We start from the raw sequence: 15,179 nt of genomic DNA on the forward strand, positions 1-15,179 counted from the left end.
ACTGTCCATATCATAAAAAAGTTTCGTATTTTTTCTCAAGCATAAAAATATCAAAAAATGACAAAAGCCAATTAACTGTTTGATATGTAAACTATTTATCTTGTAAATTAATTTCACATCACCTCCACTTTACGTAAAGATAACGTTTCTGTGTCTCGAAGCAACTTCCTCATTCTTCTCTCCAAAAACCACCTCATTCAATATAAAAATCTATAAATTAAAGTAATATCAGAATATAAATCCAACAAATAAACTGAAAAGGTTCATGCGCGATGCTTTCCTCTATGAGTCAAAATGGCCCCAATTGTCTTGTATTTCTTTATTTTTTCATTTTATTATCAACAAGTTATATTAAACCTCTTCTCTTTTTAATTTTTCGTTTATAAGATTATTTCTTTCCCATAATCCGGCAAAACGTGCAGCATTACTGGCGGTATAACGCACAGTATGGCGAATATTTCGATGCCCCAGATAATCCTGAATTAAACGGGTATCTGCACCACGCTCCGCCAGTTCATAACCGCAAGCATGTCTTAACATATGAGGATGAGTCTGCGTCACGGTTCCAGCTTCAATACCGGCATCACGAATGATGCGATAAGCCTGCTGACGAGAAAGTCGGCTTCCACGACGGGAAATAAATATGGCGTCGGTCTGGTCAGCACCTTTCCAGTTAGCACGTTCCTGGGTCTAGCGTTCTACGGCTTCACGCTCATCAAAACGTAACGGGTGAACGGTAGAAAATCCGTTCTTCAGTCGGCGAATATTTATTCGACCTTCATTAAGATCAAGATCCTGATAATGCAGATCAAGTAGTTCACTAATACGCATCCCATGCCGATATGCCAACAGAATAAGACAATAATCTCTGGCTCCCGTTGCCCCATAGCAAACCGCTTGCATCATTGCCTGAACTTCTTTACCGGTAAGATAACGACGTTTACTCACAATAGTATTACTCCTGACTGAGATATATTTGAATGAATACCTATAGGAAACCTCAAACGGTCAAAATTAGCCCAATAGATAAAAAGATAATCACACACAAAGTTATGTGGTTATCAGTCAATTACATTAAATATCATACAAAAATAAAATATCACTGATGTGATAACATCTATTTTCATTGATTTAATTCAATATAACAATAGATTGCACCGGATTAACTTCCAGTTGCTTAAAAAATAAAGAAAAAAAGTGCAAAAAGAGAAGAATATAAGTGATATGTAAATTTATGAATGATTTTGTTTGTTTATTTTGAATAAAATAAACCATTGTATTTTGTATGGATATAGTTAAGTTAATGTTTATTATGATAATTAAGAATCACACTAACAATAACATCAATTAATAAATGGTTAATTATTATTGATATATCGTAAGAATAATGTAGGTTTTAACACCATCCTTGGCATCTCATCCATCTTTATAAAACAGCGTGGCGCTGTCGACCCCTGGGTCTATCCCAGATGCCGTAAAAGCGCCCGGCATTGCTGGCGGTATACCAGACGGTGTGACGAATATTACGATGCCCAAGATAATCCTGGATAAGTCGTGTATCTATTCCCATATTCGCCAAAGCAAAACCACACGAATGGCGTAACATATGCGGATGAATCTCCAGTGATAACCCGGCATTACCACCTGAAGTCGAGATAATATGGTAAAACTGTTGACGAGAAAGCGGATTCCCCTTGCGTGATAAAAATACCCACTCGCTCTCAGCATGTGGATAAGAAGTACGCGTACTCAACCAGTTTTTTAAAGCCTGAACTTCTTTGTTCAATAGCGGGTGCGTTGTTGAAAAGCCTTTTTTTAATCGATGGATATATATGCACTTTGCCTTAAGATCAATATCCGAAATTCTCAATCGGCAAATTTCACTCGCCCGAAAGCCATGAATAAAACAAAGCAAAGTCAGACAATAATTGCGTGCAGCATGAGGCCCGGTATTTGCTGCTTTAAGGAGTGACTCTATTTCACTGTGGGTAAGGAAGTTCCTTTTTTGGTTATCAGCCTTATTCTTCATCGTTTTCCCTTATAATTACAGACGCGCACTAGCCGTGCTGGGTTAGCAATAATCCAACATTTTAATCCTGATTATGTTTATAAAAGCGAATGTTTGCTTAATGGCTAACGCAAGTGAACCAGCTCTTTTGAATGAACTTAAATAGAATGGCGATAGCTACTTATAATAATTTTGCCATACAAACGCTATGCTCTTGCATGATATGTCTTTTATATATTTTCAATCTGAGACGAATCTAATAATAACCCTCATCATCAATGTAACTAATCTTATCTATATATCACGTGATATGTTCTGTAACAAGTAAATCAACATAAAAAATTCAGCAAAATTTAATATTCGTTCAACAGGCCATCTCACATATAACATTATTAGTCAACTCAATTTTTCACAAAATTGCTATTTAATGGAATTCCGTAATTTTGTGGTGGCTATTATCATGCTAATGCTTAGTTACCTAGCCATTATTATCCGTTGGTTTGTAAACTCATACTGTGAGATTGTTACATCCCTTTCCAGACCGTGTATTGTCCAGAGAAATGAGGGGAAGTTCGCACGCACCTTTTTTCATCTACATTCGCATTAAATATGCATGTTACTTCAACTTAATCTTTCCTTACTCACTGCTCTTTACTGGCGATACGGCAAATAACTGACTGCCCCCATCCTGTAGTGTGCTGAACATCAACGAGTCAGCCCAGGACAGAGCCAGGAACTCCTCTGCTACATACCAGGTTGCCCTTAGTCTCAGAACGTAAAAACATATTTTATGGTGAGAATTATTGTCAATCGGATAGCGGATAAACTCTCATTTTCACCATGCTTTCGGAGTTAGCTTGTAAACCGGCACTGTCGACATCCATTAAAAATAAATATTAAACAATGAGTTAATGACATAGCATCTGTTTCACGAAGGCAGTCGACAATGACCATCTGGCCTTACATAACACTTTACCTTCGAAAAATATCGACATATTTTGTGACGCGAATTGCAAATCTGGTTTTGTTGTATGGATTGCGTGATTTTTGATCTGGTATAACAGGTATAAAGGTACACACAAGAGATAAATAAGACGACTCTCTCGCAATCTAATACAAACATCCCTGGCGTCCTCCCTTATCGGGTGATGAAAGAGCACTTCAGTCTGAAAGGAGTATGAAAATGAGATCAACAAACAATCCATTTTATGACACTGGCTAAAGATAGATTTAGTGAGTGAAATAGCTTACGAACATTAAAATCAATTAAACATCAGAATAGATTTAATACTCAGGTATTTAATCCAGATCTCTGTTTATCTTAAATTATGTGGAAAACAATTTCTCACAGGAGACCTTATACAAAAAAAATAATTATCCGTGGCCAATGACGCTATAAGCCTGGCAAAAAAGAGCACATAACATAAATGCTATTTGTTTATTCGGACTTCGTATTACTTTCTGTATTCTACAAATGAGTGAAATTTATGAAAAAGGCTAAAATACTTTCTGGCGTATTATTACTCTGCTTTTCGTCACCATTAATTTCTCAGGCTGCAACACTGGATGTGCGTGGTGGATATCGTAGTGGAAGCCATGCCTATGAAACTCGACTCAAAGTCAGTGAGGGGTGGAAAAATGGATGGTGGGCAAGCATGGAAAGTAATACCTGGAATACCATTCATGATAATAAAAAGGAAAATGCCGCATTAAATGATGTTCAGGTTGAAGTTAATTACGCGATTAAACTTGATGATCAATGGACCGTGCGCCCTGGAATGTTAACCCATTTTAGCAGCAATGGTACACGCTACGGACCTTACGTAAAACTATCCTGGGATGCGACAAAAGATCTCAATTTTGGCATTCGCTATCGTTACGACTGGAAAGCTTACCGGCAACAAGACTTATCTGGCGATATGTCTCGTGATAACGTTCATCGTTGGGATGGATATGTCACTTACAATATTAATAGTGATTTCACCTTCGCATGGCAAACGACGCTGTACAGCAAACAAAACGATTATCGCTATGCAAACCATAAGAAATGGGCGACGGAAAATGCATTTGTTCTACAATACCATATGACGCCTGATATTACGCCATACATAGAATATGACTACCTTGACCGTCAGGGTGTTTACAACGGCAGAGATAATTTATCGGAAAACAGTTATCGCATTGGTGTGTCATTTAAACTGTAGTAGACAGGAGACAGTCACAATGAATAAAACAATAACGGCACTTGCTATCATGATGGCTTCACTTGCCGCAAACGCGTCGGTATTGCCGGAAACTCCTGTGCCATTTAAAAGTGGTACTGGAGCAATTGATAATGACACTGTCTACATTGGTTTAGGTAGCGCAGGTACGGCATGGTACAAGCTGGATACACAAGCCAAAGATAAAAAATGGATAGCCCTGGCGGAATTCCCCGCTGGCGCGAGAGATCAAGCAACCTCAGCCTTTATTGATGGTAATTTATATGTATTTGGCGGTGTTGGTAAAAACAGCGAGGGGTTAACTCAGGTATTCAACGACGTACACAAATATAATCCCAAAACTAATACCTGGGTTAAATTAATGTCGCACGCACCGATGGGCATGGCTGGTCATGTGACCTTTGTACACAACGGCAAAGCCTATATTACTGGCGGCGTTAACCAGAATATATTTAATGGCTATTTTGAAGATCTCAAGGAGGCTGGAAAAGATTCAGCGGCCATAGATAAAATCAATGCCCACTATTTTGACAAAAAAGCAGAAGATTATTTCTTTAATAAGTTCCTGTTGTCTTTTGATCCCTCTACACAGCAATGGAGTTACGCTGGCGAATCCCCCTGGTACGGCACGGCTGGTGCGGCGGTAGTAAATAATGGTGATAAAACCTGGCTTATTAATGGCGAAGCAAAACCAGGGCTGCGAACTGATGCTGTATTTGAGCTTGATTTCACCGGCAATGGCATAAAATGGAATAAACTTTCTCCCGTCTCCTCACCGGATGGCGTAGCTGGCGGTTTTGCAGGTATTAGCAATGACTCTCTTATATTTGCCGGAGGAGCCGGATTCAAAGGTTCACGGGAAAATTACCAGAACGGTAAGAACTATGCGCATGAAGGTCTGAAAAAATCGTATAGCGCCGATATTCATCTTTGGCATAACGGGAAATGGGAGAAATCTGGCGAACTGTCGCAAGGTCGGGCCTACGGAGTATCATTGCCCTGGAATAATAATTTATTGATTATTGGCGGTGAAACTACGGGCGGCAAAGCTGTAGCGGACTCAGTACTACTCTCTGTGAAAGATAATAAAGTTACTGTGCAAAACTAACTTTTCAGGGCTCCAGCAAAGGAGCCCTGCTATCAATGGCTCATCACCCGTTGTCATTTCAATTACGCATATATATGAACACGATAACATCGCCCGATTATTACTATGTTCTTACCGTTGCCGGTCAATCTAATGCCATGGCATATGGCGAAGGACTCCCGTTACCAGACAGTGAAGATGCGCCTCACTCCAGAATAAAACAACTGGCAAGATTTACACAGACGCATCCCGGTGGCCCGTCATGTCAATTTAATGACATTATTCCACTGACTCACTGCCCACACGATGTTCAGGATATGCGGGATTATCACCATCCTCTGGCAACGAATCATCAAACACAATACGGTACAGTTGGACAGGCACTGCATATTGCGCGGAAATTACTGCCCTTCATTCCTGATAATGCTGGCGTTCTCATCGTTCCTTGTTGCCGTGGCGGATCGGCTTTTACCGCAGGCTGCGAAGGGACATATTCAGAACAACACGGAGCCAGCCATGATGCATGTCGTTGGGGAACGGATACTCCGCTGTATCAGGATTTAGTCAACAGAACGCGAGCTGCTCTGGCGAAGAATCCGCTGAATAAATTCCTCGGCGTATGCTGGATGCAGGGCGAATTTGACTTAATGACGAGTGACTACGCGTTACACCCTCAATATTTTAATAATATGGTTGAAGCTTTTCGGAAGGATTTAAAGCAGTACCGTTCTCAGCTTCTGAATACTAACACTTCCGCTGCTCCGTGGTTCTGCGGCGATACCACCTGGTACTGGAAAGAAAATTATCCTCATGCGTACGAAACTATTTATGGCAATTATAAAAAGAATGTCTTAGCCAATATTATTTTTGTCGGCTTCCAGCAACAAGACGAACGAGGGCTGACGAACGAGCCTGATGAAGATCCGGATGATTTAAGCACGGGATATTACGGTTCAGCGTACCGAACACCAGAAAACTGGACAACGGCGCTACGAAGCAGCCATTTTAGCTCGGCAGCCCGCCGGGGGATTATTTCCGACAAATTTGCTGACGTTATTTTGCGGTTTTGGCGTGAAGAGTGAGCACTCACAAATTTGAGTTATGCGCATCCATCAATGCTCTTAACTCCTCCGGCGTAAACGGTGGTTTGCATCGGCGCCGCATCGAATGACAGTTAGGGCAAACAGTGAGCAAGCCATTAACTGGACTCTGTTGGTAATCTTCTTTGTTTCGGGAGTGAAGAGGCTCACGCCTTCTTAAACTGTATCTACAACAATTATGTAATCACAACCTATGCAACGCTTATAGAAAACAATGATGCAGAAAACATTGTTTAACGCTATTCAGGACGGATCGCAGATACAAAAAAAGACGCTTTTCAGCGTCTTTCTTTCGGAATATTGGTACTGAGGATGGGACTCGAACCCACAAGCCCGTTAGGGCACTACCACCTCAAGGTAGCGTGTCTACCAATTCCACCACCTCAGCACAGATACTATCTTAGTTCGGGATATCGCTGGTCGGCTTAGCCGGAGCAGCTGGTTGAGTTTGTTCGGTTTTCGCCGGGGCACTCAGATTTTCCCATTCGCTACCTTTATTGGTTTTGTTGCTGTTGATGTTACCCAGCACCAGACTGATGATGAAGAACAACGTTGCCAGCACAGCCGTCATACGGGTCATGAAGTTACCAGAACCACTTGAACCAAACAGCGTAGCGGAAGCGCCTGCTCCGAAGGAGGCTCCCATATCAGCGCCTTTACCTTGCTGCAGCATGATCAGACCAACAAGGCCAATTGCTACAATAAGGAAAACTACTAAAAGAGCTTCGTACATAATCAACCTGTTCCTTGCGGAGTTGCCGCGTACCAATGCTTCAACCAATAAAGCGAGAAAATTTAATCTTTCCCACTGAAGCGGGTGTGAATACTAACCAAAGCGAATGACCTTCGCAAGGGCAATTTTATTGCATTGTATCAACTGCGGAAAAAAACAGCAAAATCGATGTGCATAAGAAAAACAAAGGCGACAATCGCCGCCTTTTTAGCCAGTTAGTTATCGCATTAAACCGCTTTTACCGCATCAGCAATACGGTGTGCAAACTCGGTGACCTGCGCTTCGTCTTCACCTTCGACCATCACGCGAATTAACGGCTCGGTGCCCGATTTACGCAACAGCACACGCCCACGGCTACCCAGCGCCGCTTCAACTTCGGCGGTCACGGCTTTAACTGACTCATGCTCCAGCGGATCGCCGCTGCCTGCGGTATAACGCACGTTAACCAGAATCTGCGGGAACATTTTCATGCCACTGCAAAGGTCGTGCAGGCTCATATGGTTACGCGCCATCGCCGCCAGCACCTGCAAACCAGCAACGATGCCGTCACCGGTAGTGGTTTTATCCAGCAGGATCACGTGACCAGAGTTCTCTGCACCGATACGCCAGCCTTTTTCCTGCATTTTTTCCAGTACGTAGCGGTCGCCCACTTTCGCACGCGCAAATGGAATGCCTAACTGTTTCAGCGCCAGTTCCAGCCCCATGTTGCTCATCAATGTACCCACCGCGCCACCACGCAGCTGACCCTGACGAAGGCCTTCACGCGCGATGATATACATGATCTGATCGCCATCGACTTTATTGCCTTCATGGTCAACCATAATCACGCGGTCGCCGTCGCCGTCAAACGCAATGCCGAGATCCGCTTTTTCAGCCAATACGCGTGCCTGTAGCGCACGAACATCAGTTGCCCCCACTTCGGCATTGATGTTTACGCCGTTCGGCTCACAACCGATGGCGATTACGTTCGCTCCCAGCTCGCGCAGCACGTTCGGCGCGATGTGATAAGTCGCGCCATTGGCGCAATCCACCACAATCTTCAGTTCACTGAGGCTAAGTTCGTTCGGGAATGTGGCTTTGCAAAATTCGATATAGCGACCCGCAGCATCAACGATACGGCTGGCTTTACCCAGTTCTGCCGAATCAACGCAGCTGATCTCTTTTTCCATTTCCGCTTCGATGGCCTCTTCTACCGCATCCGGTAGTTTGGTGCCGTCGATAGAGAAGAATTTAATGCCGTTATCGTAGAACGGGTTATGCGATGCGGAAATCACTATCCCGGCCTCTGCGCGGAAGGTACGCGTCAGATAAGCCACTGCCGGTGTTGGCATCGGGCCAGTAAAAAGCGCGGAAAGTCCCGCTGCCGCCAGGCCGGCTTCCAGCGCCGACTCCAGCATATAGCCAGAAATACGCGTGTCTTTACCAATAATGATCTTACGGGAGCCGTGGCGCGCCAGTACTTTACCCGCAGCCCAGCCCAGTTTAAGCACAAAATCAGGGGTGATCGGCGCATCCCCAACACGACCACGAATCCCGTCGGTCCCGAAATATTTACGATTACTCATAGCGTTTGTTTTCCTTTGCAGACAGAGTGGCTTCCACCACTCGCATCGCTTCTACGGTTTCTTTGACGTCATGAACACGAATGATGTGCGCGCCCTGCATCGCAGCAATAACTGCACAGGCCAGACTACCGCTCAGGCGTTCGGACGGCCCCACGTTCAGCAGTTGTCCAATCATCGATTTTCGTGACATACCCACCAACAGCGGCAGGTTGAAATGGTGAAATTCAGCCAGACGCGCCAATAATGAATAGTTATGGTGGAGATTTTTACCGAAACCGAATCCCGGGTCGAGCAACAATTTCTCTTTTGCGATACCCGCCTGCTCACAACGTGCTATTTGCTCAATAAAGTAGCGATTAACTTCGGCAAAGACATCGTCATACTTCGGGGCTTCCTGCATGGTCTTTGGATTTCCCTGCATATGCATCAGGCATACGGGTAAACCAGTTTCCGCAGCCGCTTCCAGAGCGCCAGGTTCGGAAAGGGAGCGGATATCGTTAATGATGTGAGCGCCCACTTTCGCCGATTCACGGATAACTTCCGGTTTGGAGGTATCCACAGAGATCCAGACTTCGAATCGTTGCGCAATTGCCTCAACCACCGGAATAACACGTTGCAACTCTTCTTCAACACTCACTTCCGCTGCACCTGGACGCGTGGACTCTCCACCAACGTCGATAATCGTCGCGCCAGCGTTGATCATCAGATTCGCATGTTTCACTGCATCAATCAGTGAGTTATGCGTACCGCCATCAGAAAAAGAATCTGGCGTGACGTTGAGGATCCCCATCACGTGAGGATGGCTAAGATCCAGTGAAGTGCCCTGGGCAAAGAGTTTCATGGTGTTATCCCTGGTATGAATTGATAAGAAAAAACCCCGGAGCACGCCCCGGGGTTTTCGGTACAAATACAGTCATCTGATGCGGGAACTTACTTGTCGCCTAACTGCTCTGACATGGTGTTACCCGGATTTGGCGTACGTGGTTCATCAACCGGACGCGGCGCCTTTGGCGTGCCATTATTGTCAGAATTGTTAGATGCTCCCGACTCATCCCAACCTGCAGGCGGGCGTACATCGCGACGAGCCATCAAGTCATCAATCTGCGGTGCGTCGATAGTCTCATATTTCATGAGTGCATCTTTCATCGCATGAAGGATATCCAGGTTGTCGTTCAACAATTGACGCGCACGATTGTAGTTACGTTCAATCAGTGACTTCACTTCCTGGTCGATGATACGCGCGGTTTCATCGGACATATGTTTTGCTTTCGCCACGCTACGACCGAGGAAAACTTCACCTTCTTCTTCCGCATACAGCAGCGGACCGAGTTTTTCAGAGAAGCCCCACTGGGTCACCATGTTACGCGCCAGGTTAGTCGCAACTTTAATATCGTTCGACGCACCGGTAGAAACATGTTCTGGTCCGTAGATGATCTCTTCTGCCAGACGACCGCCGTACAGGGTACTAATCTGGCTTTCCAGTTTCTGTCGGCTGGCGCTGATTGCGTCGCCTTCAGGCAGGAAGAAGGTCACACCCAGCGCGCGACCGCGCGGGATAATCGTTACTTTGTGCACCGGATCGTGTTCCGGCACCAGGCGACCGATAATCGCATGACCAGCTTCGTGGTAAGCAGTCGATTCTTTCTGCGCTTCCGTCATCACCATGGAGCGACGTTCCGCACCCATCATGATTTTGTCTTTCGCTTTCTCGAACTCAACCATCGAAACGACACGTTTATTGCCACGCGCGGCGAACAGTGCAGCTTCGTTCACCAGGTTCGCCAGGTCTGCACCGGAGAAGCCTGGTGTGCCACGAGCAATAATTGCCGCATCAACATCTGGCGCCAACGGTACGCGACGCATATGAACTTTCAGGATTTGCTCACGACCACGCACATCTGGCAGACCAACCACAACCTGACGGTCGAAACGACCAGGACGCAGCAGTGCCGGGTCGAGAACGTCCGGACGGTTAGTCGCCGCGATAACGATGATACCTTCGTTACCTTCGAAGCCGTCCATCTCAACCAGCATCTGGTTCAGAGTCTGTTCACGTTCATCATGACCACCGCCCAGACCAGCGCCACGCTGGCGGCCTACGGCGTCGATTTCATCGATGAAGATGATGCACGGTGCCGCTTTCTTCGCCTGTTCGAACATGTCACGCACACGAGATGCACCAACACCGACGAACATTTCTACGAAGTCAGAACCGGAGATGGTAAAGAACGGAACTTTCGCTTCACCTGCAATAGCTTTCGCCAGCAGCGTTTTACCCGTACCCGGAGGACCGACCATCAGGACGCCTTTCGGGATCTTACCGCCCAGTTTCTGGAAGCGGCTCGGCTCACGCAGATACTCAACCAGTTCGGCAACTTCTTCTTTTGCTTCGTCGCAACCCGCAACATCAGCAAAGGTCGTTTTGATCTGATCTTCCGTCAACATGCGCGCTTTGCTCTTACCGAACGACATCGCGCCTTTACCGCCGCCGCCCTGCATTTGACGCATGAAGAAGATCCAGACACCAATCAGCAACAGCATCGGGAACCATGAAATGAAGATAGAAGCCAGCAGGCTTGGCTCTTCAGGCGGTTCACCGACAACCTTGACGTTCTTGGTCAGCAGGTTATCCAGTAGTTTCGGATCCTGAACCGGAATGTAAGTGGTATAACGGTTACTATCTTTCTTGGTAACGTTGATTTCACGTCCGTTGATACGCGCTTCACGAACCTGGTCGTTATTGACCTCTTGTAGGAAGGTAGAGTAATCCACCTTACGGCCATTAGACTCGCTGGGCCCAAAGCTCTGGAATACTGACATCAGCACAACGGCAATGACCAGCCAGAGTATTAGGTTTTTCGCCATGTCACTCAAGGGATTAACCTCTTATTACAACTGTGTTAAAAACAGCGTCAGGATACTCTATATCCAGCATCTTTCAAACTTTCGTCTGAAATCTCCCGGTTAGGGTTTACGCCCGGTCGCTACAATATACACTTCCCGCGAACGTGCACGAGAAGAGTCCGGCTTACGAACTTTGACCTTCGTAAACAGGGAGCGAATTTCCCTTAGATACTCATCGAAACCTTCGCCCTGGAACACCTTCACTACAAAACTGCCACCCGGCGCTAACACATCACGACACATTTCTAGCGCCAGTTCCACCAGATACATGGCACGGGGGATATCCACCGCCGGTGTTCCGCTCATGTTTGGTGCCATATCGGACATGACAACCTGAACTTTGCTGTCGCCTACGCGTTCCAGCAGTGCTTTCATCACCAGTTCATCACGAAAATCGCCCTGAAGAAAGTCCACACCAACGATAGGATCCATAGGTAAAAGATCGCAAGCGATGATGCGGCCTTTACCGCCAATTTGGGTGACCACATATTGTGACCAACCACCCGGGGCAGCACCAAGGTCGACAACCGTCATTCCCGGTTTAAAGAGTTTGTCACTTTGCTGTATTTCATCAAGTTTAAACCAGGCACGGGAACGTAACCCCTTTTTCTGTGCCTGTTGAACATATTTATCGCTAAAGTGTTCCTGAAGCCAGCGGCTGGAGCTGGCAGAACGCTTCTTACCTGTCATTTAACTTTCCCATTGGGATGACTCATCGTAACCAATTGCGTAAATTTTTACGCGCCTATTTGGTGATATATGGGAGATGGCGGTAGAATGACCCGTTTTCAATCCCAACGTAAGCAAAAAAATACGATGAATCTGAGTACTAAACAAAAACAACACCTGAAAGGTCTGGCACATCCGCTCAAGCCAGTTGTTCTGCTTGGCAGTAATGGTTTGACCGAAGGGGTGCTGGCCGAGATTGAACAAGCGTTAGAGCACCATGAGCTCATCAAGGTGAAAATCGCCACAGAAGATCGCGAAACTAAAACCTTGATCGTGGAAGCTATCGTGCGCGAAACCGGCGCCTGTAATGTACAGGTCATCGGTAAAACGCTGGTGCTTTATCGCCCAACTAAAGAACGTAAAATCTCGCTGCCACGCTAAGATTATCCTAAAGTTACACACATTTTCTGTGTAAAACGAGGGATTTTCCGCAGGCAGGAGAGCAAAATGCCACGCTCTGTTCGTTGATAAAAGGCCGCATAGCGGCCTTTTTCCTTTCTTTACAATACATCAACATTTTGAGTATTGGGTAATTCTTACAGGTATTCTACCTTAATTACTTCAAATTCCACTTCGCCGCCTGGCGTTTTGATGACCACAACATCATCTTCTTCTTTGCCGATCAGGCCACGAGCGATAGGCGAGTTTACAGAAATCAGGTTTTGTTTAAAGTCAGCTTCGTCATCGCCTACGATGCGATAAGTCTGTTCTTCATCAGAATCCAGATTCAACACCGTTACGGTAGCACCAAAAATAACGCGACCATTGTTTGGCATTTTGGTGACATCAATCACCTGCGCGTTCGACAGCTTGGCTTCGATGTCTTTGATACGGCCTTCGCAGAAACCCTGCTGCTCACGCGCTGCGTGGTATTCAGCATTCTCTTTCAGGTCGCCATGTTCACGCGCTTCCGCGATAGCAGCAATGATTTCAGGACGGCGCACAGATTTCAGAAAATCCAGCTCTTCGCGTAGTTTCTCAGCGCCGCGTAAGGTCATCGGAATAGCTTGCATTTGTTATACCTCTTGAATATTCCTGATGGGGCGAGTCTCCACCCACCCCGGCTGTTCGGTCAGCCCGGCATAACTCCTCACCAGGCCAGAAGCAAAAAAATACCGACCCGGAAACAGGTTCCAGGTCAGCTACAATTCACATTTTGATGGTCATTTTACCCTGAAGTTCCCGAAGGGTCATCGTTTACTTTATAGGGCGTTGCGCCGTAGTATGACGGCTCGATTCCAGGTTGTTAGCGCGAGATTATGCGATTTTCCAGATTTATCATCGGATTGACCAGCTGTATAGCGTTCAGTGTCCAGGCCGCAAATGTTGATGAGTACATTACTCAGCTTCCCGCTGGTGCCAACCTTGCCCTGATGGTGCAAAGAGTCGGCGCGTCTGCTCCCACGATTGATTACCACAGTCAGCAGATGGCGCTGCCCGCCAGTACGCAAAAAGTAATCACTGCGCTGGCGGCGTTGATTCAACTCGGCCCCGATTTTCGTTTTACCACTACGCTTGAAACCAAAGGCAATGTGGAAAACGGAGTGCTTAAAGGCGATTTAGTGGCGCGATTTGGTGCCGATCCTACGCTAAAACGTCAGGATATTCGCAATATGGTCGCGACTCTGAAAAAATCTGGTGTCACACAAATCGATGGCAATGTACTCATAGATACCTCCATTTTTGCCAGTCATGATAAAGCTCCCGGCTGGCCATGGAATGACATGACACAATGCTTTAGCGCCCCTCCCGCCGCTGCCATTGTTGACCGCAATTGCTTCTCCGTCTCGCTCTACAGCGCCCAAAAACCCGGTGATATGGCTTTTATACGCGTGGCATCTTATTACCCCGTTACGATGTTCAGCCAGGTACGCACCCTCCCCCGTGGTTCTGCCGAAGCGCAATACTGTGAGCTGGATGTCGTGCCAGGCGACCTGAACCGCTTTACGCTGACTGGATGCCTGCCACAACGTTCCGAGCCGCTCCCGTTAGCCTTTGCGGTGCAAGATGGTGCCAGCTATGCCGGTGCAATTCTGAAAGATGAGTTAAAACAGGCAGGTATCACCTGGAGCGGAACACTGCTGCGCCAGACTCAGGTTAACGAACCTGGAACGGTGGTTGCCAGTAAACAATCGGCTCCTTTGCATGATCTGCTTAAGATTATGCTGAAAAAATCAGACAACATGATCGCCGATACGGTTTTCCGCATGATAGGCCATGCGCGCTTCAATGTGCCAGGAACATGGAGGGCCGGGTCGGACGCCGTGCGTCAGATCCTGCGCCAGCAAGCCGGTGTCGATATTGGCAACACGATTATTGCCGACGGCTCGGGACTTTCACGCCATAACCTGATTGCGCCTGCCACCATGATGCAGGTGCTGCAATATATCGCCCAACACGACAACGAGCTTAACTTTATCTCTATGCTGCCGCTGGCGGGCTATGACGGCTCTTTGCAGTACCGTGCAGGTCTGCATCAGGCAGGCGTGGATGGCAAAGTCTCAGCGAAAACAGGGTCATTGCAAGGGGTGTATAACCTGGCAGGATTCATCACCACGGCAAGCGGGCAACGAATGGCGTTCGTACAATATCTTTCTGGCTATGCGGTAGAACCGGCGGATCAGCGTAATCGCCGTATTCCGTTAGTGCGATTTGAAAGCCGCTTGTATAAAGATATTTATCAGAACAATTAGTCAAAAAGAAACCCCGGCGCATGGCTGGGGTTTCAGATTATTGACAAAGTGCGCCTTGTTTATGTCGGATGCGGCGTTAACGCCTGATTCGGCCTACAAAATTGTGCAAATTCAATATATTGCAATTCTCTTGTAGGC

12 protein-coding genes, 1 tRNA gene and 2 pseudogenes are annotated in these 15,179 nt (G+C 46.4%); 5 read left to right on the forward strand and 10 right to left on the reverse strand.

The window, feature by feature from the left end:
• Positions 1-351 precede the first annotated feature (351 nt).
• Together fimE and fimB are read right to left on the reverse strand one after the other, a co-directional pair.
• Positions 352-948 (reverse strand): annotated as a pseudogene (gene fimE, locus BEG40_RS11480) (type 1 fimbria switch DNA invertase FimE).
• A 478-nt stretch (positions 949-1,426) separates the two neighbouring features.
• On the reverse strand, positions 1,427-2,029 hold the full coding sequence (gene fimB / locus BEG40_RS11485; RefSeq protein ID WP_105285440.1) for a type 1 fimbria switch DNA invertase FimB: 603 nt from the start codon (positions 2,027-2,029) through the stop codon (positions 1,427-1,429).
• A 1,466-nt stretch (positions 2,030-3,495) separates the two neighbouring features.
• Here fimB and nanC point away from each other — a divergent pair.
• The 3 genes and pseudogenes from nanC to BEG40_RS22345 all read left to right on the forward strand — a co-directional run.
• Positions 3,496-4,212, forward strand: coding sequence for an N-acetylneuraminic acid outer membrane channel NanC (gene nanC / locus BEG40_RS11500; protein WP_016159471.1), 717 nt, complete (start codon positions 3,496-3,498; stop codon positions 4,210-4,212).
• A 19-nt stretch (positions 4,213-4,231) separates the two neighbouring features.
• Positions 4,232-5,338, forward strand: a complete 1,107-nt coding sequence (gene nanM / locus BEG40_RS11505; protein ID WP_010349758.1) for an N-acetylneuraminate epimerase — start codon at positions 4,232-4,234, stop codon at positions 5,336-5,338.
• 296 nt (positions 5,339-5,634) lie between these two features.
• Positions 5,635-5,979: pseudogene (locus tag BEG40_RS22345) on the forward strand (sialate O-acetylesterase); the annotation flags it as partial.
• Between the two features lie 284 nt (positions 5,980-6,263).
• Here the strand turns inward: BEG40_RS22345 and BEG40_RS22350 are convergent.
• From BEG40_RS22350 to rlmE, 7 genes are all read right to left on the reverse strand, one after another.
• Positions 6,264-6,407: a hypothetical protein gene (locus tag BEG40_RS22350; protein WP_423779530.1), complete on the reverse strand. Its 144-nt coding sequence runs from the start codon at positions 6,405-6,407 to the stop codon at positions 6,264-6,266.
• A gap of 311 nt (positions 6,408-6,718) precedes the next feature.
• Positions 6,719-6,805 (reverse strand) — tRNA-Leu (locus BEG40_RS11520).
• Between the two features lie 12 nt (positions 6,806-6,817).
• Positions 6,818-7,150, reverse strand: coding sequence for a preprotein translocase subunit SecG (gene secG, locus BEG40_RS11525; RefSeq protein WP_001517162.1), 333 nt, complete (start codon positions 7,148-7,150; stop codon positions 6,818-6,820).
• A gap of 227 nt (positions 7,151-7,377) precedes the next feature.
• Positions 7,378-8,715 (reverse strand): phosphoglucosamine mutase, encoded by a 1,338-nt coding sequence (gene glmM / locus BEG40_RS11530; protein WP_000071137.1) that lies wholly within the window; start codon positions 8,713-8,715, stop codon positions 7,378-7,380.
• The gene (folP, locus tag BEG40_RS11535; protein WP_016159474.1) at positions 8,708-9,556 is read right to left on the reverse strand and encodes a dihydropteroate synthase; all 849 of its coding nucleotides are present in this window, start codon (positions 9,554-9,556) and stop codon (positions 8,708-8,710) included. The genes glmM and folP overlap by 8 nt, the downstream gene beginning before the upstream one ends.
• 89 nt (positions 9,557-9,645) lie before the next feature.
• Positions 9,646-11,580, reverse strand: coding sequence for an ATP-dependent zinc metalloprotease FtsH (gene ftsH, locus BEG40_RS11540; RefSeq protein WP_001107477.1), 1,935 nt, complete (start codon positions 11,578-11,580; stop codon positions 9,646-9,648).
• Between the two features lie 99 nt (positions 11,581-11,679).
• Positions 11,680-12,309 carry a 23S rRNA (uridine(2552)-2'-O)-methyltransferase RlmE gene (rlmE, locus tag BEG40_RS11545; RefSeq protein WP_000145975.1) on the reverse strand — a complete coding sequence of 210 codons (630 nt, stop codon included), beginning with the start codon at positions 12,307-12,309 and terminating at the stop codon, positions 11,680-11,682.
• 126 nt (positions 12,310-12,435) lie between these two features.
• On the opposite strand from rlmE, the gene yhbY reads away from it, so the two are divergent.
• On the forward strand, positions 12,436-12,729 hold the full coding sequence (gene yhbY, locus BEG40_RS11550) for a ribosome assembly RNA-binding protein YhbY (RefSeq protein ID WP_001054420.1): 294 nt from the start codon (positions 12,436-12,438) through the stop codon (positions 12,727-12,729).
• A 155-nt stretch (positions 12,730-12,884) separates the two neighbouring features.
• On the opposite strand, the gene greA is transcribed toward yhbY, so the two are convergent.
• Positions 12,885-13,361 (reverse strand): transcription elongation factor GreA, encoded by a 477-nt coding sequence (gene greA / locus BEG40_RS11555; protein ID WP_001148001.1) that lies wholly within the window; start codon positions 13,359-13,361, stop codon positions 12,885-12,887.
• Between the two features lie 246 nt (positions 13,362-13,607).
• Between greA and dacB the strand changes: the two genes are divergently transcribed.
• On the forward strand, positions 13,608-15,041 hold the full coding sequence (dacB, locus tag BEG40_RS11560) for a serine-type D-Ala-D-Ala carboxypeptidase (protein ID WP_001212645.1): 1,434 nt from the start codon (positions 13,608-13,610) through the stop codon (positions 15,039-15,041).
• Positions 15,042-15,179: the final 138 nt, after the last annotated feature.

The organism is Escherichia sp. MOD1-EC5495 (assembly GCF_002965965.1).
Lineage (GTDB): Bacteria > Pseudomonadota > Gammaproteobacteria > Enterobacterales > Enterobacteriaceae > Escherichia > Escherichia ruysiae.

Excerpts from the sequence above, each read along its gene's own strand:
- rlmE (WP_000145975.1), bottom strand. The coding sequence starts at position 12,309 with ATGACAGGTAAGAAGCGTTCTGCCAGCTCCAGCCGCTGGCTTCAGGAA.
- ftsH (WP_001107477.1), bottom strand. The coding sequence starts at position 11,580 with ATGGCGAAAAACCTAATACTCTGGCTGGTCATTGCCGTTGTGCTGATG.
- nanC (WP_016159471.1), top strand. The coding sequence starts at position 3,496 with ATGAAAAAGGCTAAAATACTTTCTGGCGTATTATTACTCTGCTTTTCG.
- glmM (WP_000071137.1), bottom strand. The coding sequence starts at position 8,715 with ATGAGTAATCGTAAATATTTCGGGACCGACGGGATTCGTGGTCGTGTT.
- yhbY (WP_001054420.1), top strand. The coding sequence starts at position 12,436 with ATGAATCTGAGTACTAAACAAAAACAACACCTGAAAGGTCTGGCACAT.
- folP (WP_016159474.1), bottom strand. The coding sequence starts at position 9,556 with ATGAAACTCTTTGCCCAGGGCACTTCACTGGATCTTAGCCATCCTCAC.
- nanM (WP_010349758.1), top strand. The coding sequence starts at position 4,232 with ATGAATAAAACAATAACGGCACTTGCTATCATGATGGCTTCACTTGCC.
- dacB (WP_001212645.1), top strand. The coding sequence starts at position 13,608 with ATGCGATTTTCCAGATTTATCATCGGATTGACCAGCTGTATAGCGTTC.
- secG (WP_001517162.1), bottom strand. The coding sequence starts at position 7,150 with ATGTACGAAGCTCTTTTAGTAGTTTTCCTTATTGTAGCAATTGGCCTT.
- fimB (WP_105285440.1), bottom strand. The coding sequence starts at position 2,029 with ATGAAGAATAAGGCTGATAACCAAAAAAGGAACTTCCTTACCCACAGT.
- greA (WP_001148001.1), bottom strand. The coding sequence starts at position 13,361 with ATGCAAGCTATTCCGATGACCTTACGCGGCGCTGAGAAACTACGCGAA.